This window comes from Caballeronia sp. LjRoot34 (assembly GCF_964253815.1).
Taxonomy (GTDB): Bacteria; Pseudomonadota; Gammaproteobacteria; order Burkholderiales; family Burkholderiaceae; genus Caballeronia.
This window is the reverse complement of sequence record NZ_CAXUSB020000001.1, coordinates 596,630-623,425: the sequence shown is the minus strand read 5'-3', so window position 1 is coordinate 623,425 and position 26,796 is coordinate 596,630. Positions and strand designations below refer to the sequence as shown.

The 26,796-nt window shown below is 61.0% G+C and carries 25 protein-coding genes and 1 riboswitch; of the genes, 20 read left to right on the top strand and 5 right to left on the bottom strand.

Going from position 1 to position 26,796, the window contains the following annotated elements:
* Window positions 1-223: 223 nt before the first annotated feature.
* The gene (locus ACSQ36_RS02715) at window positions 224-1,051 is read right to left on the bottom strand and encodes a ferritin-like domain-containing protein (RefSeq protein WP_213767609.1); all 828 of its coding nucleotides are present in this window, start codon (window positions 1,049-1,051) and stop codon (window positions 224-226) included.
* Window positions 1,052-1,816: 765 nt separating this feature from the next.
* Here ACSQ36_RS02715 and ACSQ36_RS02710 point away from each other — a divergent pair.
* Both ACSQ36_RS02710 and ACSQ36_RS02705 read left to right on the top strand, forming a co-directional pair.
* Window positions 1,817-2,596, top strand: coding sequence for a DeoR/GlpR family DNA-binding transcription regulator (locus ACSQ36_RS02710; RefSeq protein ID WP_213767608.1), 780 nt, complete (start codon window positions 1,817-1,819; stop codon window positions 2,594-2,596).
* 319 nt (window positions 2,597-2,915) lie between these two features.
* Window positions 2,916-3,113, top strand: a complete 198-nt coding sequence (locus tag ACSQ36_RS02705; protein ID WP_031359543.1) for a hypothetical protein — start codon at window positions 2,916-2,918, stop codon at window positions 3,111-3,113.
* 85 nt (window positions 3,114-3,198) lie between these two features.
* Here ACSQ36_RS02705 and ACSQ36_RS02700 read toward each other — a convergent pair whose 3' ends face one another.
* Window positions 3,199-3,576: a hypothetical protein gene (locus tag ACSQ36_RS02700; RefSeq protein WP_436180817.1), complete on the bottom strand. Its 378-nt coding sequence runs from the start codon at window positions 3,574-3,576 to the stop codon at window positions 3,199-3,201.
* A gap of 254 nt (window positions 3,577-3,830) precedes the next feature.
* Between ACSQ36_RS02700 and glpD the strand changes: the two genes are divergently transcribed.
* The 3 genes from glpD (at window position 3,831) to ribB (ending at window position 7,483) form a co-directional block, all read left to right on the top strand.
* Complete coding sequence (gene glpD, locus ACSQ36_RS02695; protein WP_436180816.1) at window positions 3,831-5,405, top strand: glycerol-3-phosphate dehydrogenase; 1,575 nt, start codon at window positions 3,831-3,833, stop codon at window positions 5,403-5,405.
* A gap of 164 nt (window positions 5,406-5,569) precedes the next feature.
* Window positions 5,570-6,319 carry a helix-turn-helix domain-containing protein gene (locus ACSQ36_RS02690; protein ID WP_213767605.1) on the top strand — a complete coding sequence of 250 codons (750 nt, stop codon included), beginning with the start codon at window positions 5,570-5,572 and terminating at the stop codon, window positions 6,317-6,319.
* 100 nt (window positions 6,320-6,419) lie between these two features.
* A riboswitch (FMN riboswitch) is annotated at window positions 6,420-6,599 on the top strand.
* Between the two features lie 158 nt (window positions 6,600-6,757).
* Complete coding sequence (gene ribB / locus ACSQ36_RS02685) at window positions 6,758-7,483, top strand: 3,4-dihydroxy-2-butanone-4-phosphate synthase (RefSeq protein ID WP_436180815.1); 726 nt, start codon at window positions 6,758-6,760, stop codon at window positions 7,481-7,483.
* 205 nt (window positions 7,484-7,688) lie between these two features.
* On the opposite strand, the gene ACSQ36_RS02680 is transcribed toward ribB, so the two are convergent.
* From ACSQ36_RS02680 to ACSQ36_RS02670, 3 genes are all read right to left on the bottom strand, one after another.
* Window positions 7,689-8,558, bottom strand: a complete 870-nt coding sequence (locus tag ACSQ36_RS02680; protein ID WP_436180814.1) for a hypothetical protein — start codon at window positions 8,556-8,558, stop codon at window positions 7,689-7,691.
* Window positions 8,559-8,763: 205 nt separating this feature from the next.
* Complete coding sequence (locus ACSQ36_RS02675; RefSeq protein ID WP_436180813.1) at window positions 8,764-9,942, bottom strand: MFS transporter; 1,179 nt, start codon at window positions 9,940-9,942, stop codon at window positions 8,764-8,766.
* Window positions 9,943-9,952: 10 nt separating this feature from the next.
* Window positions 9,953-10,393 carry a VOC family protein gene (locus ACSQ36_RS02670; RefSeq protein ID WP_436180812.1) on the bottom strand — a complete coding sequence of 147 codons (441 nt, stop codon included), beginning with the start codon at window positions 10,391-10,393 and terminating at the stop codon, window positions 9,953-9,955.
* 119 nt (window positions 10,394-10,512) lie between these two features.
* Here ACSQ36_RS02670 and ACSQ36_RS02665 point away from each other — a divergent pair, with 119 nt between their 5' ends.
* The 15 genes from ACSQ36_RS02665 (at window position 10,513) to ACSQ36_RS02595 (ending at window position 26,795) form a co-directional block, all read left to right on the top strand.
* The gene (locus ACSQ36_RS02665; RefSeq protein WP_436180811.1) at window positions 10,513-11,478 is read left to right on the top strand and encodes a LysR family transcriptional regulator; all 966 of its coding nucleotides are present in this window, start codon (window positions 10,513-10,515) and stop codon (window positions 11,476-11,478) included.
* Between the two features lie 170 nt (window positions 11,479-11,648).
* The gene (gene miaB / locus ACSQ36_RS02660; protein ID WP_213767600.1) at window positions 11,649-13,010 is read left to right on the top strand and encodes a tRNA (N6-isopentenyl adenosine(37)-C2)-methylthiotransferase MiaB; all 1,362 of its coding nucleotides are present in this window, start codon (window positions 11,649-11,651) and stop codon (window positions 13,008-13,010) included.
* A gap of 32 nt (window positions 13,011-13,042) precedes the next feature.
* A complete protein-coding gene (locus tag ACSQ36_RS02655) occupies window positions 13,043-14,152 on the top strand; it encodes a PhoH family protein (RefSeq protein ID WP_213767599.1) in 1,110 nt (369 codons plus the stop codon).
* Between the two features lie 2 nt (window positions 14,153-14,154).
* On the top strand, window positions 14,155-14,622 hold the full coding sequence (ybeY, locus tag ACSQ36_RS02650) for an rRNA maturation RNase YbeY (protein ID WP_436180810.1): 468 nt from the start codon (window positions 14,155-14,157) through the stop codon (window positions 14,620-14,622).
* Window positions 14,623-14,655: 33 nt separating this feature from the next.
* Window positions 14,656-15,324 (top strand): gamma-glutamylcyclotransferase, encoded by a 669-nt coding sequence (locus ACSQ36_RS02645; RefSeq protein ID WP_436183071.1) that lies wholly within the window; start codon window positions 14,656-14,658, stop codon window positions 15,322-15,324.
* 259 nt (window positions 15,325-15,583) lie between these two features.
* Complete coding sequence (locus ACSQ36_RS02640; RefSeq protein WP_213767598.1) at window positions 15,584-16,489, top strand: HlyC/CorC family transporter; 906 nt, start codon at window positions 15,584-15,586, stop codon at window positions 16,487-16,489.
* Between the two features lie 216 nt (window positions 16,490-16,705).
* Window positions 16,706-18,433 (top strand): apolipoprotein N-acyltransferase, encoded by a 1,728-nt coding sequence (lnt, locus tag ACSQ36_RS02635; RefSeq protein ID WP_436180809.1) that lies wholly within the window; start codon window positions 16,706-16,708, stop codon window positions 18,431-18,433.
* Window positions 18,414-18,911, top strand: coding sequence for a GNAT family N-acetyltransferase (locus tag ACSQ36_RS02630; RefSeq protein ID WP_436180808.1), 498 nt, complete (start codon window positions 18,414-18,416; stop codon window positions 18,909-18,911). The genes lnt and ACSQ36_RS02630 overlap by 20 nt, the downstream gene beginning before the upstream one ends.
* Before the next feature lie 183 nt (window positions 18,912-19,094).
* Window positions 19,095-20,102: a glycine--tRNA ligase subunit alpha gene (glyQ, locus tag ACSQ36_RS02625; RefSeq protein WP_213767595.1), complete on the top strand. Its 1,008-nt coding sequence runs from the start codon at window positions 19,095-19,097 to the stop codon at window positions 20,100-20,102.
* Between the two features lie 18 nt (window positions 20,103-20,120).
* Window positions 20,121-22,220: a glycine--tRNA ligase subunit beta gene (glyS, locus tag ACSQ36_RS02620; RefSeq protein ID WP_436180807.1), complete on the top strand. Its 2,100-nt coding sequence runs from the start codon at window positions 20,121-20,123 to the stop codon at window positions 22,218-22,220.
* Between the two features lie 11 nt (window positions 22,221-22,231).
* Window positions 22,232-22,795 (top strand): D-glycero-beta-D-manno-heptose 1,7-bisphosphate 7-phosphatase, encoded by a 564-nt coding sequence (gene gmhB, locus ACSQ36_RS02615; protein ID WP_213767593.1) that lies wholly within the window; start codon window positions 22,232-22,234, stop codon window positions 22,793-22,795.
* Window positions 22,796-22,843: 48 nt separating this feature from the next.
* Window positions 22,844-23,653 carry a lysophospholipid acyltransferase family protein gene (locus tag ACSQ36_RS02610; protein WP_213767592.1) on the top strand — a complete coding sequence of 270 codons (810 nt, stop codon included), beginning with the start codon at window positions 22,844-22,846 and terminating at the stop codon, window positions 23,651-23,653.
* Between the two features lie 96 nt (window positions 23,654-23,749).
* The gene (locus ACSQ36_RS02605) at window positions 23,750-24,742 is read left to right on the top strand and encodes a M48 family metallopeptidase (protein WP_436180806.1); all 993 of its coding nucleotides are present in this window, start codon (window positions 23,750-23,752) and stop codon (window positions 24,740-24,742) included.
* A 177-nt stretch (window positions 24,743-24,919) separates the two neighbouring features.
* Window positions 24,920-25,306: a lactoylglutathione lyase gene (gloA, locus tag ACSQ36_RS02600; RefSeq protein WP_213767590.1), complete on the top strand. Its 387-nt coding sequence runs from the start codon at window positions 24,920-24,922 to the stop codon at window positions 25,304-25,306.
* A 553-nt stretch (window positions 25,307-25,859) separates the two neighbouring features.
* Window positions 25,860-26,795: a DMT family transporter gene (locus ACSQ36_RS02595; protein ID WP_436180805.1), complete on the top strand. Its 936-nt coding sequence runs from the start codon at window positions 25,860-25,862 to the stop codon at window positions 26,793-26,795.
* Window position 26,796 lies beyond the last annotated feature (1 nt).

Sequence of the window (26,796 nt, the reverse complement as noted above, 5' to 3'; positions counted from 1 at the left end):
TCCGTGAAAAGACGATGGCCCGCGAAAGCGGGCCATCGAATAAGCTTCCCCGCCGCAAGCAGCGCGGTATTGCTACACAGAGACTCGTACGCTTCGCGCCTCGGCTCTGGCTCCGCAGTGCCCCGACGAACACGGCAAAGATCGCTTACGCTGCAAGCAGCGGGGAATTCGACCCGAACAGATTAAAGCGTAGCAAACTGTTCGATGCAAACGCCGGCTGGGCCTACCGGAAGAACACGTGCTGCGTGATCTTCGCGAGCGGATAGTGCACGCTGGGCTGAATTCGGGCCGGCAGATCGAGCGGCTTGAGCAGCATTTTCACGCACATATCAGCCGACAAATTGCGCCGGACCAGCGCATTCACCCGCGCCGCCAACTCCCGATTGTGCGCGGTGTCATTTGCGCGCTCCGGGTAGCGGATCGCAAATACATGGCGCAGCGCGATCTCGGAATCCTCATTCTTGATTTCCATTACACGACGCAGCAACGCGCCGAGAACGGCGAAGCGACCGTTGCCTTCGATCTTGTTGTACTTCTTGAAGAAGCGAAAGAAGTGCTTGTAATGGCGGACTTCGTCTGTACGGATATTGTCCGTCAGTTGCTTGAGAACCGGGTCGTCCGAGCACTCATTGATTGCCCGATACAGCGTGGCCGTCCCGGTTTCAACGACACAACGCGCGACCATTTCCAGCGCACGCGTTTTTTCGAAGTCCTCGACCGAACAGGTCAGCGAGTATTCGGCGAAGAAATTCTTGAACGCCGTGTCCCAGTCGAACTCCGGCCACACATGATGGATATACGTTTTCAACGCCCGGCCATGCTGCATTTCTTCCGGTTCCCACTCGTTGTTGAGCCAGTCGGAAACTTCGGGGTCGTCGTTGAAATACGTACTCAGGTTGCTCGTATAAAGATCGGTCCCGCTCTCAATGAACGAGGCCGCGCATAGCAACAGGAGAAGGTGTTCATTGGATGCCGCTTTACGCCGGTCGATCCGGGACAGGTCGATATCTTCGATCCGCCAAGGCATCACATGGGTACTGTCAGTGTGCATAAAAATCGCGCTCCCAAAGCTGTACTGAACGCGCCGTCAGCCAAACCGGCCGAAAATCAGGCGACGCCGTGAACGTAACGTCGCGGCGTCCTCATGTGGTTAAAGACTTGGAGCCTGCATCTTAGCCGGGTTGCAACGAAGCTGCAGACACGAACACAGACCGTTAGAACCACATGTCAGTTCCGGATACCGCACAAATCAGCATAAATCGTACCGCGCCGGATCGCGTTGCGATAACGCACGCAATGCTTGATTCCCATTCCCTTACAGACGTATTTCGGCAAGCCGCTAAAAGACGATTCAGCAATAGCGTTTTGGCCGATCGATTTGCCTGTTGAATCCGCACACAGCGCGGTAGAGTCCCGGCCGCTAACCCGCATTCAGACTCGACAGCATCTATTTTGCCATCCTGACGAGTTGCTGCGCAGAACGCGAAGCATGCAATCCGTACGGCCCGTGCGGACATGGGGTCATGCGGATATGTACACGTGTGGATCATGCGGGAGCGGCTTCACCCCAAACCGTTCGCGGTTGCGGCGCGGCCTAATCGGCGTAATCGACGTAACGCGTGGTAACGAACTTGTCGCTCTCAATGTGCCGCCCGAGCCCTAAACAGCACCGGCAAGGCTCGTTGGCGCGCTTGCATCCCGGCTCTCGGACAGCGATATCCAAAGGCAACGCGGGTGATCGGGCATTGCCGTCCTGCCGGGCCTTTCCCTTACAATACGGGCCACCTCACGACAATCAAGCGCACTCTTCGACGCCATGACACGAGATCCCCGCATCACCTTGAACGCACGACAGCAAGAGCTGCTCGACTGGGTGCAACGCGATGGCTTCGTGACGGTAGAGGACCTGGCCACGCATTTCGACGTCACGCCGCAGACCATTCGCCGCGACGTCAACTGGCTCTCCGACATGAACCTGCTGCGCCGCTATCACGGTGGCGCGAGCCTCCCGACCAGTTCGGAGAACGTCTCGTACACCGCGCGCCAGCGCATGTTCCACGACGAAAAGCGCCGCATAGCCGCGCTGGTTGCCCAGCACATTCCCGATCAGGCGTCGCTCTTCATCAACCTGGGCACGACGACTGAGGAAGTCGCCCGGGCGTTGAACCGGCATCGCGGCTTGCACGTAATCACGAACAATCTCAACGTGGCGAGCATGATGAGCGGTTACCCCGAATGCGAGGTGCTGATCACCGGGGGGATTGTGCGGCCATGGGACAAAGGCATTGTGGGCGAGCTGGCGATCGACTTCATTCGCCAGTTCAAGGTGGACTTCGCGATCATTGGGGCGTCGAGCATTGAAACCGACGGCACGCTGCGCGATTTCGATACCCGCGAAGTCCGCGTGGCCGAAGCGATCATCAAACACGCCCGCACGGTGTTCCTCGCCGCTGACCATTCGAAATTCGGCCGCCCTGCGCTCGTCCGGCTCGGTCATCTGAGCCAGATCGACGCGCTTTTCACCGATGCCCCCGCGCCACCCGACATGGCTCAAACGCTCGCCGAGGCAAACACGCAGGTGTTCATAGCGGAGTAACGGCCAGCCCGCACACGCTGCACCGCCTGTGTGCACTGCGGCACGAACCTCATGTAATTTCTACGATTCCGCCTGTCCGCCGAACCGCTTTCACGCCCCTGAAAAGTCAAACCCAATATTTTCCGCAAGCGTTTGGCACTCGTCCGGCACTTGCCTACAATCAAATCCCCGGCAACGAAGCGCCGCTTTTCGGCGCTGCCAGCCACGCTATGCAGCATGCGTCTGCCGGACATGAAGTTCCAGCCTCGCCCAACGTTCCCAAGCACGGATGCCGGTCACCGACCGGATAAAGTGCCGTTCGATCGTCATGGAGAACACGATGCTCAGCCCGCATGAATTTGCCACGCTGCTCCTGTTGCAAGACGCGCCCCATCAGATGGACATGGTGCGCGACGAACTCGACGCCCTGCTCGAACGCCAGCTTGTCCAGTTGGAAAATCTTGCGTCTGGACGCCAGTTGTGGAGCCTGACGGCTTCCGGCGACTCCACGATCAAAGCAATCAAACGGTATTCGTAAATCTGCTCTGCAGTCAGCTCACCCTCGCCAGCGTGCCAATCAGGCTGCATGAGCGAGCCGGGTAGCGGACCAGATAGCGGCCCAACTAGCCGCGCAATGTCGGGTCGACGGCTGCGCGCCAGCTAAGCGCTTGCGCCCGCTGATCTGCGAAGAACAAAGCCCACGCGCTTTGCGCCGCCGGCGTACGGCTAGCACTAAAGCTCGTATATTGACCCGCAATTCCCGCCTGGAACGCGCAAAACTGCTCCTTTGGCAACTTGCCGCGCTTTTGCGCCACGTAAGCGTCTAGAAGCGCCGAATACACGCCCTGTGCGTCCGTGCCGTAATCGACAGCACTCCCGCCGCACATGGACTGAAGCGCGGCCAGGGACGGCGCCCCCCTTGATCCCGAAACATCCGGCGCGGATATGCATCCGCCCAGCATCAGCGCGCCTAGCGCGCCGGCCATCAATATCTTTCGCATTGCGTCCACTCCTTGGTCTCCAGTGTCTACAGTATCGGTCGCTGGCCCGCTTCGCGCCACTCGGCCGGACGGCCTATGAGCCCGATCGGGAACAAATACGACCACGACCTGCACTTTTCCGGCAAAACGCCGTAATAGCGAGCGTTAGCCATTCAGACGACTTTACATTTTCGTTTTTGTTCGTTAAATTTCGAATTCGAACATTATTATGTTCCGACGGAGTTCTCTGTTGGTGGCCATGGGGCGGACAAGCGATGCAAGGCAATCTTTATGATGTGCTCGTGGTGGGCGGCGGGGTCAATGGCACGGGTATAGCGCGGGACGCGGCGGGCCGTGGCCTCACCGTCATGCTGTGCGAAAAGGACGACCTGGCTTCACACACGTCGTCGTCGAGTACAAAGCTGATTCACGGCGGACTTCGTTATCTCGAATACGGTGAATACCGGCTCGTCCGCAAGGCGCTTCAAGAGCGTGAGGTGTTGCTGCGCGCGGCGCCGCACATCATGTGGCCGCTGCGTTTCGTGATGCCGCACATGCCCAACCTGCGCCCCGCCTGGATGATCCGCGCCGGCCTTTTCCTCTACGATCACCTCGCGCGCCGTGAATTGCTGCCCGGCTCCCGGGGCATTGACATGCGCCGGCACCCGGCCGGTGCGCCGCTCATCGACTCGATCAAGCGCGGTTTCGTCTATTCCGACGGCTGGGTAGACGACGCACGACTCGTCGCGCTCAACGCCGTTGACGCGCAGGAACACGGCGCGGTAATCAAGACGCGCACGCGCCTGATCAGTGCGCGCCGCGGCGAAGGTCTTTGGCATGCCACACTTGCCGACAACCACGGGGCGACCTTTGACATTCGGGCGCGCTCCATCGCGAACGCTGCCGGCCCGTGGGTCAGCGACCTGCTCAAGGATTCACTCAACAGCAACACGCACACACGCCACACCGTGCGGCTGGTCAAGGGAAGCCACATCGTCACCCGGCGCCTCTTCGAGCACGACCACGCCTACATTTTCCAGAATCCGGACAAACGCATCATCTTCGCGATTCCGTACGAGCACGAGTACACGCTGATCGGGACGACGGATCTCGAGTATCACGGCGACGCGTCGAAAGTCGCCATCAGCCCGGAAGAAACCGCGTACCTCTGCGACTCCATCAATCGCTACTTCAAGAAACACATCAGTCCGGCCGACGTCTGCTGGACCTATGCCGGTGTGCGCGGCCTGCTCGAGGACGAAAACGCGGAGAACGCGTCGGCGGTCACGCGCGATTACCTGCTCGAACTCGACACGCCCGCGAACGAAGCGCCGTTGTTATCGGTGTTCGGCGGCAAGATCACCACGTTCCGCAAGCTGGCCGAAGAAGCCGTCGACAAGCTCGGCGAGGCGCTACAGTCGCCGGCCCGGAATAAACCCTGGACGGAAGGCGCACCGCTCCCCGGCGGGGACATTGCCAATGCCGATTTCGCGCTTTTCCTCAGATCGTTCAAGGAGCGCAATCGCTGGCTGCCCGGCGGGCTCGCGCATCGTTATGCACGCGCTTACGGTACGCGCGCGCAGAAACTCCTGGGCGATGCAAGCTCGCTCGCCGATCTCGGCGAGGCCTTGGCGCCCGGCCTCTACGAAGCGGAACTCCGCTACATGCGCGACAACGAGTGGGCAACCTGTGCGGACGACGTGCTCTGGCGCCGCTCGAAACTCGGCCTCCACCTGGAGCCGGGTTCACTGGATGACGTGGTTCACCGGATCGACGGGTGGTTCGCATCCAGCAAGCAGGAGAAGGAACCGCGGGCGGCTTCATTCATGCCCACTCGCACGGTCGTTTAACCGGGCGTCGCCGCGAATAGCTACCCTGCGGCACCTGATAACGGTGTGACGATATCTTCGTTTGACCCACGTTAAGCCAATGCTAGTCTTGCTTTCACTTGTCCCCGCGCCGTTTCGCTGGGCGGGTCTTATCGACTGAACGAATGAAAGACTGGAGGCTCATCATGGTTGCACCGGCTTATTCATCGCTGGAACTCGTGCGCGAGTCGTTCGATGCGCACGCGCCGGCCGAACTCGCCGAGGCAACACGGGCGGCATCGGCTAACGTTCATCAAACGCATAACACCGACGCGCAGGAAGCGAACGACGCGCTCGAATATCTCGTTGGCGTGAACCTGGCGCGGCTGCGTGCCGAACGCCAGCTTTCGCTCGATGCCCTTGCTCGCGCGTCGGGCGTATCACGGGCCATGCTGGCACAGATCGAATCCGGGCGGAGCGTGCCGTCCATCAAGGTGCTGCACAAGATCGCGAGCGCGCTCAAGGTGTCGGTGGCGGCGTTCCTTCGACGCCACGCGACCAATGGCATCGAATATTTGCCGGCCGAGCAGGCAACGCGCCTCGTGACATCGAATGGACGCTTTTCGGCCCGGCCGCTGTTTCCGCTGAGCGCGCCGGCATCGGCGGAATTCCACGAACTACGCATTGCGCCGCTGCACGCCGAATCCGGCAGTCCGCACCCGCCCGGCACCACGATCAATCTGGTTGTAAGCGACGGCACGCTGGAAATCCGCGTGCATGACCGGGCGCAGTTGCTGGCCACGGGCGACGCCATTGTGTTCGACGCGGATCAGCCCCACACGCTGCGCAATCCCGGCAACACGGAAGCACGCGCCTATCAGGTCACGGTGAACGCGGAAACGCCGCCGCGCTGGCATGTTCCGGCCGATTCACGTCGTATCGACGATGCCAGCTAGGCGCGCTTGCGTCCAAGCTATAAACATGCAGTACTGCAACATCGGCTGGTCTGTTGTATCCTGAAATTAGTCGCGTTGTTAAGTGTTTAGCGACAAGTCAGTACGTCTTCAGGGCGGGGTGTAATTCCCCACCGGCGGTATGCGAGTGGCTGAAGCCTCCCGCGAGCCCGCGAGCGCCCGTGAACGCAGCTTGCAAGTCATTGCGAGCCACGTAACGGGGTCAGCAGATCTGGTGAGATGCCAGAGCCGACGGTCATAGTCCGGATGAGAGAAGATGTGCAGACGGTCATGTCCGTTTCGCGTGTTTGCCGCGGCGTTCTTGTGTCCGCGTCGAACGGGCGCTGTCGATTGATGGCGCTGAAAACGCGTGTCGTTCTGTCTGTTTGCAATGCCCTGAAACGTTTTTCGCCCCATTTCTTTTGCGAGAGCGTTTCACCCATGTTCGACTCAGTGTCCAGCTTCACCTCCCCCGCCACCGCCTTTGCTGATCTTGCGCAACTTCGCGCAGGCGACGCTTCCGTTGTCATCCCTCCCCGAGTTGCCGCGGCCCTGCAAGCGTTGCGCGAAGGCCGCGCGGTCGCCCTGCTCGACGACGACGATCGCGAGAACGAAGCCGACCTCATTTACGCGGCTGAAAAGCTCGACGTCGAAGGCATGGCGCTGATGATCCGCGAGTGCAGCGGCATCGTGTGCCTGTGCCTCCCGGACGAGACCGTTCGCGCGCTCCACCTGCCGCCGATGGTCGCCGACAACGGCAGCAAATACGGCACGGCATTCACGGTGTCTATAGAAGCACGCGAGGGCGTGACGACGGGCGTATCAGCCATTGACCGGTTGACCACGATCCGCGCCGCGATCGCCGATAACGTCAAGGCTGGCGACATCGTAAGTCCCGGCCATGTGTTCCCGTTGCGCGCACAGCCGGGCGGCGTGCTGACCCGGCGGGGTCATACGGAAGGAACCGTCGATCTGACGATCCTCGCCGGGTTGAAGCCGGCTGGCGTGCTATGCGAACTGATGAATCCGGATGGCACGATGGCGCGCGGCGCGCAGATCGATGCATTTGTTAAGGAGCGCAACATTCCGGTGCTGACCATCGCCGAACTCGCCGATTTCCGCATGGCGCTCGCCGCCGCGCGCGAACCGATAGAAGAAGCGGCTTAACGGCGTGCGGCTCCGTTCGACGTAGTATCGAGAGCCATGAAAAACGCGGCCCTGAGTTGAAGGGCCGCGTTTTGCGTTTGGGCATCGTGGCAAGCTGGAAACAACCGCGTCCGGCAAAAGGGCAACTCAGCCACCGCAGCGCCCGTTCACGCGTTTCAAACCGCTGTCATGCAAACGTGGAGAAACAAACGCCGCCACCACAAAATCACACAGATTCCTCTCTCAAAATCGCCGCGAACTTCCTGTACAGCCAGACCGAGCAGGTTGCGCCCGTTGCCGTATAAAGCAGCGTGCCTACGCTTTGCACGACCATCAAACCCATCGTCAGGCTGCCGATGGACCCTGCTGTCGCCAGCATTTCCGCGATCACCGTCAACACCGTCGCAATACAAATGATAGGCAGGATCGCGAGCACGGCGGCCGTCGTGATAAACCAGAAGTGCCCGCGCGTGTCCTCCCAGGCGGCGCGCCATTGAATCCGGCCACCAGCCGCAGTGTGCGGAAACAGCAAGGAAAGCCGTGCCGACACATAACTCACGCCGCATACGGCCAGCACAGCGAGCGTGGCGGTCGCGGCCATCGATGTGCCGCTGGACAATCCCGCCAGCCGCAACCCGATCCACACGATAACGACCGCGAGTGTCGCCCCCACGTAACCGGCAACCAGCGCGATGCAGAGAAGGAAATAGCGCCGGATACCGGCGTCCCAGAGACGTGCCGACGGCAGTACGGGCGCGGAGGTGGCGGAAGCTTCGGCGGGCTCCGCGCTCAGTTTCATCGCGAAGCGGACCACGAACACGGCCAGCACGGCGAGTATCAATGTCTGTACAAACGTGACGCCAAGAGAAACCAGCGCCTGTCCGAACCCGGCGGCATGACCGGCGCTGCTGCCGGTCATCGCAGCGAGCGAACCGCCCGATTCCGCCATGCCGGGAAATTGCGCCTTGTAGCCGGCAGTTGCCGTCGCGAGCACGGCTACGAACGCCACTAGAAATACGATCGGCATGTGCCGCACGGCGGAGGCGGCGTCGCGCCATGCGCCCTTCAGGCATTGGCGCAGCGTGATGTCTTCCATAAAACCTCGGTCGAAAAGCGTGATGAAGCGAGAAGCCGCGGATGCGGCTCGCACGACACGCTAGTCGGTTGAGGACGCCGGGTCAACATCCGGCTAGATCGGCGTGGAGGCCGCCCTATCGCGCAGGGCGGATCGGCGCGCGTACCGTCGCATGCCGCACGCTGAATCGGCGCGCATATTCCCCCGTCTCGCACGCCCCAGGGATTCAAACCGCATCGACCGCACCCGCGCTCGCTCCCTGACCGCCGCGATCGAGTCGGGCCGCGTACCACGTCACGCCAAGCGCGACCACGGCCACCACGGCCGCCACCCACGGCAGCGAATCAAGCGGATGCCCTTGCTGCAGCACCACGCCGCCAAGCCACGCGCCGCCCGCATTGCCCAGGTTGAACGCACCGATATTCAGCGTCGACGCCAGATTCGGCGCGTGTTTCGCCTTTTCGACCACGCGCGTTTGCAGCGGCGGTACGGTAGCGAACGCGGCGATGCCCCAGATAAAGATCGTGATGGCCGCCAGCGTCTGGTTGTGGCTGGTCTTCGCGAACACCGCCATGATGATGGCCAGCGCGACGAGAATGCCCATCAGCGAAGGCATCAGCGCCCGGTCGGCCAGCTTGCCGCCGATCGTGTTGCCGATCGTCAATCCGACGCCGAACAACACGAGCACCAACGTGACGCCGTGTGGCGAAAATCCGCTGACCTGTTCGAGGATCGGCGCGATGTAGGTGAAGACCACGAACACGCCGCCGAAGCCGAGCACCGTCATTGCCAGCGCGAGCCAGACTTGAGGTTCCTTCAGCACGCGCAGTTCGTGACCGAGGTTCGACGGTCCCGAATCGTGCTTGTTCGGCACGAGCGCGGCCACGCCGATCAGCGACAGCACGCCGAGCGCCGCCACGACCCAGAACGTCGAGCGCCAGCCGAATTCCTGTCCGATAAACGTCCCGAACGGCACGCCGAGCACGTTCGCGAGCGTGAGCCCGGTGAACATCAGCGCAATCGCGCTCGCGCGCTTTTCAGGGGGAACCAGCGACGCCGCGACCACCGCGCCAATGCCGAAAAACGAGCCGTGCGCGAACGACGTCACCACGCGGGCAACCATGAGCATCGAATAACCGGGCGCAACGGCGCACAGCACATTACCGGCGATAAACACGCCCATCAGCAATTGCAGCGCGAGTTTGCGCGGCATTTTTGCGGTCAGCACGGCGAGCAGCGGCGCGCCCACGGCTACGCCCAGCGCGTAGCCCGTGACGAGAAAACCCGCCGATGGAATCGATACAGCCAGATCGCGGGCCACGTCGGGCAGCAGCCCCATGATCACGAACTCGGTTGTACCGATGGCAAACGCGCTGATCGCGAGCGCCAGAAGTGGAATAGGCATGGAAATCCCCTTAGTTTGAGAATGCGGAGGGTGAGGATGGTGACGATGGTGACGAAGCCGACGTCACGAATTCGATGACCACGCCTGGCGCAAGCTGCACGAACACTTGCTGTTCGCGGGCGAGCGGAACGTCGGCTTCAGAAAATGGAATCGCGTGTTCGTGCAGACGCGCGAGCAACGCCTGCCATTCGGCCGCGCCTTGCACGCGCAACGCGAGATGATCGATGCGCGTCGCCGCCCGGCCACCGGGCGGCGACGCCAGCACCGAACCGTTCTCGATCAGATGCACGGCCGGCACGTCGTCGAGATAAAGCCAGTACCCGCCTATGCCGAACGGCGGGCGCGGACCGACTTTCATGCCGGCTATATCGACGAGAAAATGGCGGATCGGCTCGCAATCGGGCGCGACGATGGTGACGTGATCGAGTTTCATCAGGGCAGGTTTAGACACTTCAGGCGGCATGATTTCCAGCTTCACACGCTGCAACGCACCAAATTCTGCGCGCGAAGAGACATTTTGATAATTGGCGTAGCATTTGAAGCATTATCAAAAGAAAATTGAGAATGACGATGGATCGACTCGGCGATATGCGCCTGTTTACCGAAGCGGCAGCGCTCGGCAGTTTGTCGGCGGCGGGGCGCAAGCTCGGTTTGTCTCCGGCGGCGGCCAGCGCCCGGCTGCTCAAGCTGGAGAAATCCCTCACCGCACGGCTGTTCGAGCGCACCACCCGCCAGCTCAGGCTCACCGACGAGGGCCGGCTTTATTTGCAGCATTGTCGGATTGCGCTGCAGGCTATCGAGGACGGCGAAGCCGCGCTGCACGCCGGCCAGAATCTCGTACGCGGCAAAGTGCGGATCTCCGCCACATCGGATTTCGGCCGCAACCTGCTGTGCCATTGGCTCGATGAATTCAGCCACCTGCATCCGGATGTGAGCTTTTCGCTGACGCTGTCGGATTCGGTGTCGAATCTGCTGCTGGAGGATATTGATCTGGCGATTCGCTTCAACCAACCGCCGGAGGGCAATCTGGTCGCGCGGCGGCTGGCGCCGAACCGGCGTGTGCTGTGTGCATCGCCGGACTATCTGGCGCGGCACGGCGAACCGAAAATGCCCGCCGATCTCAGCGCGCACACGTTCACGGTGCTGGTGACATCGACGGCTACGTTCAATCAGTTCCAGTTCGTCCGCGGCGACGAGCGTTTCACCCACACCGTGCCCCTCGACGAAGCCTGGGAAACGAACGACGGCGCGCTCTCGCGGGCCTGGGCGCTGGCTGGCCAGGGTATTGCGCACAAATCAATCTGGGATATAGCCGCCGACGTCCGCTCCGGCGCGCTGAAAATTTTGCTGGCAGACTGGTGTTCGAACGAAGCGGCGGTTCACGCGGTGTTCCACGGCAACCGGTATATGGCGCCGCGGGTGCGCGTGCTGCTGGATTTCCTGATCGAACGCTTCGCCCGGGCGACGGCGGAATTGCTTGGCGACTTGGCCTACCCGCCCGGCCAGCAGGGTCACGAAGTCGAGCGGACGCTATAATATCGAGCTAATCGTCGAGCGATGCGGCGTCCGAATTTCGGCCATTTCAGGCGAAATAGGGCTAAAGCAGCGCTAAAACCAAGCGCAAACGCCGACGAACGAAATAGGTAAATCCCTTCAACGCATTAAATACCGCGCCCCCAGACTAATCACTGCGACCGGCGAAATTCATGACCAAGAAAGTGTATGTAAAGACCTTTGGCTGCCAGATGAACGAGTACGACTCCGACAAAATGGTCGACGTGCTCGGAGCAGCCCATGGCCTCACCCAGACGGATACGCCGGAAGACGCGGACGTCATTCTCTTCAACACGTGTTCAGTGCGCGAAAAAGCGCAGGAAAAGGTTTTCTCGGACCTTGGCCGCGTGCGCGAGTTGAAGGAAGCGAACCCGAACCTGATCATTGGCGTGGGTGGTTGCGTGGCAAGCCAGGAAGGCGCGGCTATTGTGTCCCGCGCTCCGTACGTGGACCTGGTGTTCGGCCCGCAGACTTTGCACCGCCTGCCGGAAATGATCGCGAAACGGCGTTCCAGCGGCCGCGCGCAAGTTGATATCTCGTTTCCGGAAATCGAAAAATTCGATCATCTGCCGCCGGCTCGCGTTGATGGCCCGAGCGCGTTTGTATCGATCATGGAAGGTTGCAGCAAGTACTGCAGCTATTGCGTGGTGCCCTACACGCGCGGCGAAGAAGTATCGCGGCCGCTGGACGACGTGCTGACCGAAATCGCCGGTCTCGCCGACCAGGGCGTGCGCGAAGTCACCATGCTCGGCCAGAACGTGAATGCGTATCGTGGACCGGTGACACAGCATTCCACGGACATCGCGGATTTCGCTACGCTGATTGAATACGTGGCAGAAATCCCGGGCATTGAACGGATTCGCTACACCACGTCGCATCCGAAGGAATTCACGCAGCGCCTGATCGATACCTACGCGAAAGTGCCCAAGCTCGTGAGCCACTTGCACTTGCCGGTGCAGCATGGTTCCGATCGCATCCTGATGGCCATGAAACGCGGCTATACCGTGCTCGAATACAAGTCCGTGATCCGCAAATTGCGCGCGATTCGTCCGGATTTGTCGCTGTCCACGGACATGATTGTTGGGTTCCCTGGCGAGACGGAAGATGACTTCCAGAAGATGATGAAGCTCATCGACGAAATGAGTTACGACACCAGTTTCTCGTTCATCTACAGCCCGCGTCCCGGCACGCCCGCGGCAAACCTGCACGACGACACCCCGCGCGAAGTGAAGCTCAAGCGTTTGCAACATTTGCAGGCGACCATCGAGGCAAACGTGGCGAAGATCAGCAACGCCATGCTGGGTTCGGTGCAGCGCATTCTGGTGGAAGGCCCGTCGCGCAAAGACCCGAGCGAACTCGCCGGGCGCACGGAGAATAATCGCGTGGTGAATTTCCCGGCGCCAATCTCATCGCACAAACGGCTGATCGGCCAGATGGTCGATGTGGAAATCAACGTGGCGTATCCGCATTCGTTGCGCGGCGAACTGATTATGACGCCAGCGACAACTCACTAAACCGCAGCTTCGACAGGAACCCGACTCTCGCCTTGAAGACCGCTCAGCAGCATATGGAATTCACCGCACCGCGCGAAGACAACGCGCGGCTCGCCAACCTCTGTGGCCCGCTCGACGAAAACTTGCGGCAGATCGAGCAGGCGCTCGACGTGACGCTCACGCGTCGCGGACACAAGATCACCATCCGCGGGCGCGGCGCGAAAGTTGCGCTGGCGGCGCTCGAGAATTTCTACAATCGCGCGAAGGACACGTTGTCGGTGGACGACATCCAGCTGGCGCTGGTCGAAGCGCGCAATGCGGCGAGGCGCGGGTTGAACGTCAATAAGCCTTCGAACAATCTCAATTCCGACCCTGTCGATCCACGTTTTCGCGGCGACCCCGATCATCCCTTCGATGAACCCAACGTGACCATCGACCTGGGCGACGAGGAAGATCCAGGGCCAAAGTTGTACACGCGACGCGCCGATCTACGCGGCCGCACGCCAATGCAGCGGGAATACCTGAAGCAGATCATTGCGCACGATGTGACGTTTGGCATCGGCCCGGCGGGTACGGGCAAGACCTATCTGGCGGTGGCCTGCGCGGTGGACTCGCTCGAACGCGATCAGGTCAAGCGCATTGTGCTGACGCGTCCTGCCGTGGAAGCGGGCGAGCGGCTGGGTTTCCTGCCGGGCGATCTCGCGCAGAAAGTGGATCCGTATTTGCGGCCGCTTTACGACGCGCTCTACGACCTGCTCGGCTTCGATAAAACCGCGAAAATGTTCGAGCGCCAGATGATCGAAATCGCGCCGCTCGCGTACATGCGCGGCCGGACGCTGAATCATGCGTTCATCATTCTGGACGAAGCGCAGAACACCACGCCCGAGCAGATGAAGATGTTCCTGACGCGAATTGGTTTCGGGTCGAAGGCCGTTGTCACCGGCGACACCACGCAGGTCGATTTGCCGCGTGGGCACAGGAGCGGGCTGATCGAAGCGCAACACATACTGGCCGATGTGCGCGGTATCGCGATGACGAAGTTCACCAGCGTGGACGTGGTGCGCCATCCGCTGGTCGCGCGCATTGTGGAAGCGTACGACGCGCAGTCGGACCGTGATGCCGCGGCGGCCGCGATTGCCGCCGCAAAATATCGCTCTGAATAAGCATGCCCAAACTTGCCTTGACGCTGCAGTTTCCCGCCGCTAAAGCCTTCCCTGGGCACAAGGCGCTGTTGCCGCGCGCAACCGTCGCCAGCTGGATCAAGGCGTCGCTGTTCGCGGACGCGGAACTGACCGTGCGTTTCGTCGATACCGACGAAGGCCGGACGCTGAACCGGTCTTATCGGACGAAGGACTACGCCACTAACGTGCTGACGTTCGCCTACGCCGAGTCGGAAGACGATCCGGTCACGGGCGACCTGGTGCTGTGCTGTCCGGTAGTGGAACGCGAGGCGCGCGAGCAGAACAAGCCGCTCGCCGCGCATTATGCGCATCTGATCGTGCACGGTACGCTGCACGCCCAGGGCTACGATCATGAAGATTCGGCGGAAGCGGAGGAAATGGAATCGATCGAAACCGGCATCATGCAAAAGCTGGGTTTCACCGATCCTTACTTGCCGTTGCCGCCGAACTAAGCCGTGACTGACGACCCTTCCCCGCTCCCCGAACTGCTGAAGGAACTGCCTGCGCAGACTCCCGACGACTATCCGCCGGTGTTCGAGGAGTCGCGTCTTCTCACCGATGAAGAACTTGCGGCGTCGCGTGAAAAAGCATTGGCGCACTGGGATCGCAAGACGGATCTCTGGCTGTTCGGCTATGGATCGCTGATCTGGAACCCGGGCTTGCCCGCCGTGGAAACGGTGCGCAGCAAGGTGCACGGTTATCATCGCGGACTGTATTTGTGGTCGCGCGTGAATCGCGGCACGCCCGAACAGCCTGGGCTCGTACTGGCGCTGGATCGCGGCGGTTCATGCACGGGCATGGCGTTCCGGCTTGCCGCCGTTGGCGCGGAGCCGCACCTTGACGTGCTGTGGCGACGCGAAATGGCGATGAACTCGTACCGCGTGGCCTGGTTGCCGTGCACGCTGGTCGACGGCCGCCGTGTCGACGCGCTGGCGTTCGTGATGCGACGTGAGGCCTCCACCTACACCGGCAAGCTGGCAGACCCGATGGTGCGCCACGTGCTCGGCTGCGCCACCGGCCGATACGGCACCACGCTTGATTACGTCAGCCGCACGGTCGCCGCACTACGTGAATGCGGCATGCCCGACCGGCAGCTCGAAGCGCTGTTGCAGCGCTGCCAGAATGTGAATTCCGTGAATTCGTCGCAGGAATGAATGTGACGGGACACGTTAGAGGTACGCTTGAAGGTACGCATGAAGGCACGCATGAACCTGCTGAGAATGCTCAGTAATATGCCCAACTGCGACCGATCGGCCAACGTCACCGGCTCGACATACTCAGCCGATATTTATCAGTTACGATGTTTCTACGAGATTTGAACGTCTTCGTGCCCGCTTGAATTGGCGCGAATTTTCCTTGGTGTATTCTTAACGCTCCGTAATTTCGCGTCCGGAACACTCCGGGCGCCCCACTATGAACGACGCCTATCCCAGTCGACGACACACCGACAAACCGCCGGAAAAGCGCACGCTGCTTGAGCGCCTGACCGATTTCATCTCGCACGAACCTGAATCGCGCGACGAATTGCTGGAAGTCCTTCAGGACGCCCACGAACGCAATCTGCTCGATGCAGATTCGCTCTCCATGATTGAAGGCGTGTTCCAGGTTTCGGAACTCTGCGCGCGCGACATCATGATTCCGCGTGCCCAGATGGACGCCATCAACATTGCCGAAACGCCCGAGCAGTTCATTCCGTTCATGCTCGAAAAAGCGCACTCGCGCTATCCGGTATTCGAAAGCAACCGTGACAACGTGATCGGCGTGCTGCTTGCAAAAGACTTGCTGCGCTATTACCACGAAGAAGAATTCGATGTCCGCGGCATGCTTCGCCCCGCCGTGTTCATCCCCGAATCGAAACGCCTGAACGTCTTGCTGCACGATTTCCGCGTGAACCGGAATCACATTGCCATCGTCGTCGATGAATACGGCGGCGTGGCGGGACTGATCACGATTGAAGACGTGCTGGAACAGATTGTTGGTGACATTGAAGACGAGTACGACTTCGACGAAGAAGCCGGCAACATCATTGCGACACCCGATGGAGCGCATCGTGTGCGTGCCCTGACCGGCATCGAGCAGTTCAACGAACAGTTCGGCACCCATTACTCCGACGACGAAGTCGACACCATCGGCGGGCTGGTCACGCACCGGTTCGGACGTGTGCCGCATCGTGGAGAGAAGGTGCGGATTGACGAGTTCGTGTTCGAGATTCTGCGCGGCGACGCTCGCCAGATCCACGTGCTGCGCGTACGGCGCGCGCCGAATACGAACCTGCTCGACGGGAATTCGCGGCGCGACCACGACGACGAACGCGATTGAACGCGATTACTTTCGCTTGATCAAAATAGAGAACGCGTCGGAACGCCACACACACTGAGCGGCCCTGACTTGCTCAAGCCTGTAACACTGACTGTTCACACTACGCGTCAGTGGCCGGTGGTGTGTCGGCTATGCAGGCGTTTTGCGCCTTTTTCGTGACATGACGAGCGCCGGTCACGCTCTGTCATTCGCTTACTTTCTGCCGACCCGTAATCCATGGCCGACTCTTCGTCTCCTGTTACCTCACGGCGCAGCTCCCGGCCGATGCCCGCTGAAAAACGCGCCGGCACGGCTCAGTCCTTGCCGTTCTGGCATTACCTCGTCGCGGCCGTGCTGGGCGCCGCGAATACGCTTTCGTTCGCACCTACGCCGCACGGCGGTTGGGTCGAACTGGTGATTTTCACGCTGTTCTTCGCGTGGCTTACGCGCACCAATGGCTGGAAAAGCGCGGCCTTGACGGGCTGGGCATTTGGATTCGGCAACTTCGTGACGGGTGTGTGGTGGCTGTATGTCAGCATGCACGACTACGGCGGCATGGCGGCGCCGCTGGCGGCTGCGGCCGTCGCGTTGTTTTCAATGTATCTCGCGATCTATCCGGCGTTGGCGGGCGTGGTCTGGTCGCTGTGCGCGGGTCGTGCGCGATATGAAGACAATGAGGACGACACGGGCTCCTCTGCTACCGTGCCAGCCGATGAACCGCGCTTCGTGCCGACCTGGCACGGCGCGTTTGCCTTTGCGAGCGCGTGGGCGCTGGGCGAGTGGTTGCGCGGCCTTGTGTTCACCGGCTTCCCGTGGCTTGCCAGCGGGTATGCGCAAGTCGATGGCCCCCTGGCGGGGTTCGGATCGGTCGCGGGCGTGTATGGCGTTGGCTGGGTGCTCGGGCTTGTGGCGGCGCTGCTCGTGCAGGGGTTCTATGGCTTTCGGCGCAACTCAGCGGCTGAAACGTCCAAGGCTGCGCGACTTGCGCCGTTCATCGTGGCGGTGGGGTTGCTTGCGTCCGGCATGTTGTTGTCGCTGGTCGAATGGACGATCCCGGCAAACGCGCCGCTTACCGTCAGGCTGCTGCAAGGCAACGTCAAGCAGGAGATGAAGTTCGAGCAGGACGGCGTTGATCAATCGCTGGCGCTGTATAAAAAGCTGATCACCGAGAAGCCTGCGGATCTTATTGTCACGCCGGAAACCGCGTTGCCCATTCTTGCCGTCCAGGTGCCGCCGGATTTGGCGCTTGCGCTGCGCACTTTCTCCGATACAACCAACTCCTCCATTCTGTTTGGCGCTATCGGCGTGACGGCTTCGGAAGGACGCATCACCGGCTACACGAACAGCCTGTTCGGCATCACGCCGAATCAGCGGGACGTGTACCGCTATGACAAACATCATCTCGTGCCATTCGGCGAATTCGTGCCGACGGGTTTCCACTGGTTCGTGGCGCTCATGGGCATTCCGCTCGGCGATCTCGGGCGCGGCCCGCCGGTGCAGAAATCGTTCTTCGTACACAACCAGCCGATTGCCGTCGATATCTGCTACGAAGATATTTTCGGCGAAGAGATAGCGCGGACGATTCGCGAACAGGAAGCGCCCGCGGGCATTCTGGTGAACTCGACGAATCTTGCGTGGTTCGGCAACACCATTGCGTTGGATCAGCATTTGCAAATGGCCCGCATGCGTTCGATCGAAACCGGCCGTCCAATGCTGCGCTCGACCAACACGGGCATCACCGCGGTGATCGCGGCGAATGGCGCTGTAGTAGGACGGTTGCCCGTGTACACAGTCGGTTCTCTTGATGCCATCGTGCAGGGCACATCCGGCCGTACGCCCTATGTCACGAGCGGCAACATGACCGTGATCCTGGTGTCGCTGTTGTTGCTCGCATTCGGATTTGCGTTCGCGCCGGGCAGGAATGGGCGCAACAAACCTGACGACAATGGCATCGGAAAATCCTGAACCCGCCCGGTTCATCATCCGCAAAGCTGTGCGGGCAGACGCGGACGCCGCGTGGGACATCCGCCGCGCCGCCGTGATGAATGAATGCGCGGGGGCGTATCCGCTGGATCAGCTCGAAGAATGGACGGGCGGTACGACCTCGACAGCATTCGCCGATGCCGTCGAAGCGCGTTTCCTCGTGGCCGTCATTGACGAGCACGTGGCGGGCACCGGCATGATCAACCTCGCGACCGGCAAAATCGATGCGATTTTTGTCCATCCGGCGTATATGAAACGCGGCATCGGCGCGGCAATGATGCGTCACCTTGAAACGCTCGCCCGCTCGGAAGGACTTCGCGAACTCAAGCTCGACTCCACGCTGAACGCCGCGCCGTTTTATCGCGCGCTCGGTTTCCACGGCGATGAAATCGCGCCGTACCATTCGCCACGCGGCCTGACCATGGATTGTGTGCCGATGAGGAAACGGCTCGGCGGATAATCCCCGTTTTTACCGGCCGAATGGCCGATGAGTCCGCCGGTCATCCCTGGAAAGTCGCACAAGCCCCTCATTCCCGCTAAAATTCAACGTTTTAGCCCTCCGGCCGGTGCATTTTTCCGGTCCGCTTCGACCACGCGCCGGCCCACCGGCCCCAAGCTTCGAAGGCACGCTTCAAAGGCATTCATGCTCACTTTTCAGCAAATCATCCTGACGCTGCAATCCTATTGGGATAACAAGGGTTGCGCGCTTCTCCAGCCGATCGACATGGAAGTCGGTGCGGGTACCTCGCACGTTCACACGTTCCTGCGCGCTATCGGCCCGGAACCGTGGCGCGCGGCGTATGTCCAGCCGTCCCGGCGTCCGAAGGATGGCCGTTACGGCGACAACCCGAACCGCCTGCAGCACTACTACCAGTATCAAGTGGTGCTGAAACCCGCGCCCGAAAACATCCTCGACCTGTACCTCGGCTCGCTTGAGGCGCTTGGCTTCGACCTGAAGCAGAACGACGTGCGTTTCGTGGAAGACGACTGGGAAAATCCAACGCTCGGCGCATGGGGCCTCGGCTGGGAAGTCTGGCTGAACGGCATGGAAGTGACGCAGTTCACGTACTTCCAGCAGGTCGGCGGTATCGACTGCAAGCCGGTGCTCGGTGAGATCACCTACGGTCTCGAACGGCTCGCCATGTATCTGCAGAAAGTGGAGAACGTCTACGACCTCGTGTGGACCGAATGGGAAGAGGACACGCCGAACGGCCGCGAACTGCGCCGCCTGACGTATGGCGATGTCTATCACCAGAACGAAGTCGAGCAATCCACCTACAACTTCGAGTACGCGAACGTCGACCTGCTGTTCACGTTCTTCAAGAGCTACGAAGCCGAAGCCCAGAAGATGATCGAAGCGAAGCTCTCGCTGCCCGCGTATGAGCTCGTGCTGAAAGCCGGTCACACGTTCAACTTGCTGGACGCGCGTGGCGCGATTTCGGTGACGGAGCGCGCGGCGTATATCGGCCGGATTCGCGATTTGTCGCGTGCCGTTGCAAAGGGGTATTACGAGTCGCGTGAAGCGCTCGGTTTCCCGATGCTGGGCAACCCCGTACACGCCGCGGCCGGACTCACCACGGACGCACAAGATGCCGCCAAGCCCGCGTGGGCGCCGGCGCTGAAGGTCGAGCGCAATATCGATCAGGCCTGACCAGAGCACGACATAACAATGACTGAAACCAACCTTGCATCGCTGCTCGTCGAGTTGCGGACCGAAGAACTTCCGCCGAAAGCGCTCGCGCGCCTGAGTACCTCGTTTGCCGAAGGGATTGTGCAGCGGCTTGCCGCGCGCGACCTGATTGAAGGCGAAGCGAGTTTCGAAAAATACGCCACGCCGCGACGTCTCGCCGTGGTCATCAAGAACGTGCGCGCAGTCGCGCCGGAACGGCAAGTACGCGAGAAGGTGCTGCCGGTTTCCGTCGCACTGGACAAAGACGGCCAGCCCACCGCGCCGCTCGCGAAGAAACTCGCGGCGCTGGGTTTCCCCGATTTCCCCATCGGCGACCTCGAACGCGCCCAGGACGGCAAGGCCGAAGCGTTTTTCCTGCGCTACGCGGCACCCGGAGCAACGCTTGCCGACGGCCTGCAGACCGCGCTGCAAGAAACGCTTGGCAAGTTGCCAATCCCGAAGCTGATGACCTATCAACGCCCCGACGGCACTAGCGTGCAGTTCGTGCGGCCGGTGCATGGGCTGGTCGCGTTGCATGGCCGCAGAATCGTGCCGGTGAGCGCGCTCGGCATCGACTCCGGCGACACCACGCTGGGGCATCGCTTCATGTCGGAAGGGATTGTCGCGATCACGCACGCCGATGATTACGCCGAGACGCTGCGCTCGAAAGGTAAGGTCGTGGCGAGTTTCGACGACCGCCGCGAATCCATCCGCACGCAATTGCTGGCGTTCGCGGGTGAAGATCGCGTGGTCATGCCTGAGTCGTTGCTGGACGAAGTGAATGCGCTGGTCGAATGGCCGGTCGTGTATCAGTGCCGTTTCGACGAGTCGTTCCTGCAAGTGCCGCAGGAATGCCTGATCCTCACCATGCAGACGAACCAGAGGTATTTCGCGCTGACTGATGATCACGGCAAGCTGCGTTCGCGTTTCCTGATTGTGTCGAACATCGACACGCAGACGCCGGGCGATATTGTGGAAGGCAACGAACGCGTGGTCCGTCCGCGTCTGGCCGACGCCAAGTTCTTCTTCGAGCAGGACAAGAAGAAACGCCTCGCCGACCGCGTGCCGCTGCTCGCGAACGTGGTGTATCACAACAAGCTCGGTTCGCAGTTGCAACGCGTGCAGCGGCTTGAAGCGCTGGCCGGCGAAATCGCGCCCATGATCGGCGTGGATGCTACCGTCACGAGGCGCGCCGCCCTGCTCGCGAAGGCCGACCTGATCACCGACATGGTCGGCGAATTCCCGGAATTGCAAGGGACCATGGGAACGTACTACGCGCGCCACGACGGCGAGGCGGAAGAAGTCGCGCTCGCGTGTTCGGAACATTATCAGCCGCGTTTCTCCGGCGATGAAACCCCGCCCAACGGCGTGAGCAGCGCCGTCGCTTTGGCCGATAAACTGGAAACGCTCGTCGGCATCTGGGGCATCGGCCTGCAGCCAACCGGCGAGAAAGATCCGTTCGCGCTGCGTCGTCACGCGCTCGGCGTGTTGCGCATCCTGCTGGAAAAGCGCCTTGCCATCGACCTGTTCGACTTGCTGCGTATCGCACACAAGCAATTCGCCGGCATGCCGCAAGTCGTCGATTCAACCGACGCCATCTACGCGTTTTTCATGGACCGGTTGCGCGGCGTGCTGCGCGAGCGTAGTTTCAACGCAATTGAAATCGACGCTGTGCTGAGTCTGAACCCCACGCGCCTGGACGACATCGTCGCGCGTCTGGACGCTGTGCGCGAATTCGCGTCGTTGCCGGAAGCCGCATCGCTTGCCGCGGCGAACAAGCGCATCTCGAATATCCTGAAGAAGTCGGCGGAAGCCGTGCCGTCGAGTGTGCAGCCAGCGCTGCTTCAAGAAGCGGCCGAAAAGGCGCTGTACGCTCAGCTCGAGCAAGTCGCGCCGCGCGTGCAAAAGCAACTGGCCGAGCGCAACTACACGGAAGCGCTGTCGGCGCTGTCCGCGTTGCGCGACGCCGTGGATACTTTCTTCAACGACGTGATGGTGAACGCGGAAGATCCGGCGCTGCGAAGTAACCGCCTGGCTCTTCTCGGCGCACTGCATCAGCAGATGAATTGCGTCGCGGACATTTCGAAGCTTGCCACCTGATGCGCCACACCATGCCGACCAACGCAAACAAGAAACTGGTGATTCTCGATCGTGACGGCGTGATCAACGTCGACTCGGACGCATTCATCAAATCGCCCGACGAATGGGTTGCCATCCCCGGCAGCCTGGAAGCAATCGCGCGTTTGAACCAGGCCGGTTACCGCGTGGCGATTGCATCGAATCAATCGGGTATAGGCCGTGGTCTGTTCGACATGGCCGCGCTCAACGCAATGCACGAAAAGATGAACCGGGCGGCGGCGGCAGTGGGTGGCCGTATAGACGCGGTGTTTTTCTGTCCACATACGCAGGAAGACGAGTGCGAGTGCCGTAAGCCAAAGCCCGGCATGTTGAAGCAGATCATCGAGCGCTTCGAGATCGATCCTGCTGACACGCCCGTGGTCGGCGACTCGCTGCGCGATCTGCAGGCAGGCGCGGCGCTCGGCTTCGCGCTGCATCTGGTGCTGACCGGCAAGGGGCATAAAACGCTGGCAGCGGGGAATCTTCCGTCGAATACGAAAGTACACGACGACCTGCGCACCTTCGCGCTCGACTTCCTCGCCGCACATCAAGACTGACCTGACGCTGGTTTTTTTCGTCACATCACATAAGACTTATTCAAGCCGATGCGCTTCATTCGTTCGCTGTTGCTGATGGTTTTTTTCGTCGTTTATACGGTGCCGTACGCGTGCACGTGCTTCCTCGTGTTCCCGTTCATGCGCGCTGAAAAGCGATACTGGATGGCGGCGTACTGGTGCAAGTCGTGCATCGTGGTGATGCGATACCTGAACGGCATCCGCTACCGGATCGAAGGCATGGAGAATCTCCCCGACGGTCCGGCCGTGCTGTTGTCGAAGCATCAGTCGGCCTGGGAAACGCTGGCATTCCCCGCGTTGATGCCACGGCCGCTCTGCTATGTGTTCAAGCGTGAGTTGCTGTTTGTACCGTTTTTCGGCTGGACCATGGGCATGCTGAAGATGGTTCATATCGACCGGCGTCAGGGCAAGGATGCGTTTGCATCGGTGGCGCGGCAAGGGCGCGAGCGCATGGCCGAGGGAGCATGGGTCATCATGTTCCCGGAAGGCACGCGTACACGCGTGGGCCAGCAGGGCAAGTACAAGTCAGGCGGTGCGCGTTTCGCGTGCGCGGCGGGCGCACCGGTCGTCCCGATTGCCCACAACGCCGGACACGTATGGCCGCGGAAATCGTTTCTCAAATATGCGGGTATAGTCACTATGTCGATCGGTCGTCCGATCGACACGACAGGCCTCACGCCGGATGAAGTCAACGTGCGCGTGGAGCGCTGGATCGAAGCGGAAATGCGTCGCATTGATCCGGACGCGTACGGTCCCGCCGATGGTTTCGCCGCCAAGGCTGACGCTAAGTCTGACTCTAAGTCAGAGTCCAAGTCTCACGGCGCGGCTACCGGCCTGTAGACCCTGGTGTCGTTATCGCTACGTTCGTTACGTTTGTTTCTATCGTTAGTGTCGTTCTTCCCGTCATTCCTGCGCCGCGTGCGCCAAGCTGAGCCGATGCAGAAGACTCCCTCGCGACAGCGTCCCGCTGCCGCGCTCGACAACCCGCAACTCGACCTGCCGCTCAACCTCCCCAGTGAGCCGAGGCTGTCGAGTGCGGCACCATCGCCTGCTGCGTCGGGCGCACCTGCCTCACCCGCCCCTGCCATGCCAGCAACATTGCGTGGCGAGATCGCGCCGACCGATACAACCGAGACGGCAAGCACACCCGCGCCGCCTCTGCGCAAACCCGTTGCGCCCGACGGCACGCGCAGTCGGCAACTCGTGCTCGGTTCGCAGATGCTCGATTACCGTTTGAAACGTTCGTCGCGCCGGACGATCGGCTTCACTATCGACGGTACCGGTCTCGCGATTACCGCGCCGCGCTGGGTGACGATCGGGGCAATAGAAAGCGCGATTGCCGAGAAGGAAAAGTGGATCTTCAAGAAGCTCACCGAATGGCAAACGCGCGTGGAGCAACGCGCGGTACCGCGGATTGAATGGAAGGATGGGGCGCAGCTTCCGTATCTCGGGCGGACCGTCACTGTCATGATGACCGCGGCGCCGGGTACGACGGGCAAGAGCGCGACGCAACCGGCCTTCGATACAGAAAGTGACGTGCTCTGGCTCGGCCTTCCCGCACTGGCAGAGGGTCAGCTCATTCGCGAGCGCGTGCAACGTTGGCTGCATGTTCAGGCGTTGCAGGTTTTTGGAGAGCGGTTGCCCGTGTATGCGGCCAAATTGGGCGTGGAGTTCAGGGCATACGCGTTGTCGTCCGCAGCTACGCGCTGGGGCAGTTGTTCCAGCGACGGCAAGATCCGCCTCAACTGGCGGCTGATTCATTTCCCCGTGCATGTTATCGACTACGTGGTCGCGCACGAACTCGCGCACCTTCGAGAGATGAATCATAGTGCGCGCTTCTGGGCCACCGTCGAATCCATTTTCCCGGATTTCCGCGAAGCGCGGCATACGCTTAAGCATCATCCGCCCGAATTGCTGCCCCTGCTTTAACGCTTCGTGAGCGGGGAGCGCGGAGCGGTACAGGGCATCGCGCTGCGAGCCTTTGCGGCGGGCGGTACAATTTTGGATGTGGCCGTTTTAATCGTGCGCGTTGTTCGCTGAGACACAGTAAAAGACACGGTAAAGCGGACCACCCGTTCCATCGACATTCCCCACAGGAACCCCATCATGCGACTTCTTCACACCATGCTGCGAGTCGGCGACTTGCAGCGATCCATCGATTTCTACACGCGCATCCTCGGCATGAAAGTACTGCGTCAAAGCGAAAACACCGAGTACAAATACACGCTGGCGTTCGTCGGTTATGGCGATGAAAGCGAAACCAGCGTGCTCGAACTGACCTACAACTGGGGCGTCGACAAGTACGATCTGGGCTCGGCTTACGGCCACATCGCGCTGGAAGTAGACGACGCGGCGGCAGCGTGCAATCGCATCCGTGAAGCCGGCGGCAAGGTCTCGCGCGAAGCCGGTCCGGTGAAAGGCGGGACGACGGTGATCGCATTTGTTGAAGATCCGGACGGCTACAAGGTCGAGTTGATCGAGAAGCATGCTTGAGGCGGTTTAGGGGTAACGACCTGCCAGCGATGGCGGCTTATCTCCAGACTTTCTGCGACGGTCACATTTGCATTGGTTGCTCCCCGCCCCAAAAAAATGGCGCTTTTCGATGGCGCGAGATTTCACCGGTTACAGATAGGTAGGCTTACGGGGTTCGCAAGGACGTCTATCTGCCTCCTGCGCGAGCAGGGTCCAGCCGTGCTGGCATGCAGGTTTCCAGCCAAGCGCTCCCGCGCTGTTTGAGGCTCCTTCGGGAGCCTCATTCGTTTCCGCCTGATGTGGACCTTTCGCGAATTATCATCAGATATCCTGAATTATTGATGTTCACCAGCGCGATCTATTCAGCGTGAACAAAGTGAACAAACGCCAGCGCTCCCCCATTTTCGTGCAGCGCACAACGCGCCAAGATTAGTCACTCGACATTGCCGGGCCGCGCACCAAGTGCCGGTAACGCTGACTCCATGCGCAACGCGCCCGCATGACAGCCTTACGCCATCGATGGCAGAATGCGCCAGAGACTTGGCTCAGCAACCGGTTAAACCACAATAATTCAATGAGCACCAAAGCCCTGCCCTTGCGCCGCGCGCCCGACGCCACCGCCATCCTGTTGATGATCGCGTTATGCGCAGTGTGGGGTTTCCAGCAAGTCGCCATCAAGGGCGCGAACGGCTCTTTCCCGCCGCTGCTTCAGGCTGGCATCCGTTCAACCATCGCGACAGTCCTTGTCTGGATATGGACACGTTCACGCGGCGTCGCGCTGTTTCGCCGCGATGGCACCCTCGCATCCGGCCTGCTTGCCGGCGTGCTGTTCGGCGGCGAGTTCGTGTGCATTTTCCTGGGACTGACGTTGACCAGCGCCACGCGCATGGTCGTCTTTCTCTACACCGCGCCGTGTTTCATGGCCCTTGGCCTGCACTGGTTCGTCGCGGGCGAAAAGCTGAAGCGGGTGCAGTGGGCGGGAATAGCGCTTGCGTTCGGCGGCATCGCACTCGCTTTCGCCGATGGCTTCCTGCACCCGGCAACGGGCAGCGCATCGACATGGCAAGGCACCGCCGGCGATGCTCTCGGCGTGCTCGGCGGCGTGTTCTGGGCAGCGACAACGGTCGTCATCCGCGCATCACCGCTCGCTCGTGCAAGCGCGAGCAAGACGCTCCTCTATCAGCTCGCGGTATCGGCCATTGTTTTGCTTGCGCTCGCCTTCGCGCTCGGGCAAACGCATGTGAGCACGATCACACCAACTGCCGTCGCCAGCCTCGCGTATCAGGCGATCGTGGTGGCGTTCCTGAGCTATCTCACGTGGTTCTGGCTGCTGACGCGCTACATGGCGTCGCGGCTCTCGGTATTCTCGTTTCTCACGCCCATCTTCGGTGTCGCGTTCGGCGTCGTGCTGCTGGGGGAAACGCTCACTACGCGTTTCATGCTTGCATCGGCGCTGGTTGTCACGGGCATTGCGCTCGTCAATGCACCCGCCGGACGGCGGCGTACCTGAA